General features: G+C 47.5%; 3 protein-coding genes. 2 read left to right on the top strand and 1 reads right to left on the bottom strand.

Annotation, left to right across the window (positions count from 1 at the left end; all coding sequences use genetic code 11):
* Positions 1 to 464: DUF4158 domain-containing protein (locus QMN38_RS26545; protein WP_133302565.1), on the bottom strand; the 464-nt coding region annotated here is incomplete at its 3' end.
* A 163-nt stretch (positions 465 to 627) separates the two neighbouring features.
* Between QMN38_RS26545 and QMN38_RS26540 the strand changes: the two genes are divergently transcribed.
* A complete protein-coding gene (locus QMN38_RS26540) occupies positions 628 to 1,176 on the top strand; it encodes a recombinase family protein (protein ID WP_025760443.1) in 549 nt (182 codons plus the stop codon).
* 102 nt (positions 1,177 to 1,278) lie between these two features.
* Positions 1,279 to 1,500, top strand: coding sequence for a hypothetical protein (locus tag QMN38_RS26535; RefSeq protein ID WP_323606407.1), 222 nt, complete (start codon positions 1,279 to 1,281; stop codon positions 1,498 to 1,500).
* The last annotated feature ends 71 nt before the right edge of the window (positions 1,501 to 1,571 follow it).

Raw genomic sequence — 1,571 nt, 5'->3', positions numbered from 1 at the left:
TGTTGCATAAGCCACCCTGTCGCCAGATCGAAAAGCAGGCCAGGACGTTCGTTGCTTATCCAGCTCCGGGTATATAAAAGACGGGTAAGGCGAAATGTCCAGGGCCAGGCAAATTCACGATACTGATAGTGCTGACGTATCAGCGCTGCATGCTCACGGCGGGTATTTTCCCTCTGACCGTATTCTGCAAGAACGGTGATATCACGAATCCCGAGCTGTCTGGCGGTAAAATGCCGGACGCCGGAAGGAATATGATTCATATCGGTGAGGAAGGTGCCCAGAAAACGGACACATCCAATTTGCAGGGCAATGCCCAGACGGTTGTGATCACCTCTGCTTTTTCCGATAAATTCCTTGTCTGCTTCATCAAGATGAAAATATCGTGCCAGCTGAAGCTCATCCGGTTCACCGGTGAATCTGCCATAGCTTTCAGTCTGCTCAGTGGTCAGAAAGTCAACGGGCATATCGGCCTCCCTGCCTGACGGGCATTTAGTAACATTTTTGCAACCGTCCGAAATGTTATGAATTATAAGACAGCATAAAACGGCAGGCATGGACTGTCTATTAAATCGTATTTTTGCCATAATAGACATACGGTGTCTGATATTCGATTTAAGGTACATTTTTATGCGACTTTTTGGTTACGCACGGGTATCAACCAGTCAGCAGTCTCTCGATATTCAGGTCAAGGCGCTCAAAGACGCGGGGGTGAAATTCAACCGCATCTTTACCGACAAGGCATCCGGCAGCTCTGCCGACAGGGAGGGGCTGGATCTGCTCCGTATGAAGGTGGAGGAAGGTGATGTCATTCTGGTCAAGAAACTTGACCGTCTTGGCCGCGACACTGCCGATATGATCCAACTGATTAAAACATTTGACGCCCAGGGCGTGGCTGTCCGGTTCATTGATGACGGGATTAGTACCGATGGGGAGATGGGGAAGATGATCGTCACCATTCTTTCAGCAGTAGCTCAAGCAGAGCGTACTCGCATCCTTGAACGAACAAATGAAGGAAGGTTAGAGGCCAAGTCTAAAGGGATTAAATTTGGCCGCAAACCAACAGTGGATAAAGCTAAAGTTCACTGTCTTCGTGAACAAGGTCTTGGCGCAACCAGCATATCCAGACAGTTAAAGATTGCACGTTCCACAGTCTACAAAATTCTCGCTACTACGTAGTGGTACACATGATGGAACGTCACTAGTAGGCTGAACACGATAGGAAATAACCTCGTATAAAGCTATGTCTACTGTTATTAGCATGAACGATAAAGGGCAATTATGGATTACGAACAACTGCCTAGGGCGGCACTGGTCCGAATGCTTCAAGAGCATGATGCGGCACTAGTCGACGCCGGTAAAAATGGCATCGTTATGAATTACACCGGCCGAACAGCTCCGTGGCAAATAATCAGACAGGTGAAGCCTAAGCTCTTCAGTATTATAAAAAAATATTCTTGTGGTGAAGAGCTTGCTCAGGCTGAAAATGAGATTTGGGGGTGATGCTGCCAACTTACTGATTTAGTGTATGATGGTGTTTTTGAGGTGCTCCAGTGGCTTCTGTTTCTATCAGC

Origin of the sequence: Citrobacter sp. R-1.5.2 (assembly GCF_035064245.1) — a bacterium.
Taxonomy (GTDB): Bacteria; Pseudomonadota; Gammaproteobacteria; order Enterobacterales; family Enterobacteriaceae; genus Citrobacter.
This window is presented reverse-complemented; position numbering and strand designations above follow the sequence as displayed.

Bases quoted from the DNA above. Each gene is read 5' to 3' on its own strand.
- QMN38_RS26540 (WP_025760443.1), top strand. From the start codon at position 628: ATGCGACTTTTTGGTTACGCACGGGTATCAACCAGTCAGCAGTCTCTC.
- QMN38_RS26535 (WP_323606407.1), top strand. From the start codon at position 1,279: ATGGATTACGAACAACTGCCTAGGGCGGCACTGGTCCGAATGCTTCAA.